The organism is Enterobacter sp. EC_50, from assembly GCF_019584525.1.
Classification (GTDB): domain Bacteria; phylum Pseudomonadota; class Gammaproteobacteria; order Enterobacterales; family Enterobacteriaceae; genus Enterobacter; species Enterobacter roggenkampii.
Genome location: NZ_VDAF01000117.1, coordinates 1 through 231 on the forward strand (window position 1 = coordinate 1; position 231 = coordinate 231).

At 55.0% G+C, this 231-nt stretch carries 1 protein-coding gene; it reads right to left on the bottom strand.

The genetic code is table 11. The features are described 5' to 3' along the window. Positions 1–231: transposase (locus tag FHC48_RS23275; protein WP_158650026.1), on the bottom strand; the 231-nt coding region annotated here is incomplete at both ends.

Below are 231 nucleotides of genomic sequence, written 5' to 3' on the forward strand. Positions count from 1 at the left end.
TGACCAGGCTGTGGGTCAGGCCACTCTTGGCATCGACACCAATGTGGGCCTTCATGCCAAAGTGCCACTGATTGCCTTTCTTGGTCTGATGCATCTCCGGATCGCGTTGCTGCTCATTGTTCTTGGTAGAGCTGGGTGCCTCAATGATGGTGGCATCCACCAAAGTGCCTTGGGTCATCATGACGCCTGCTTCGGCCAGCCAGCGATTGATGGTCTTGAACAATTGACGGG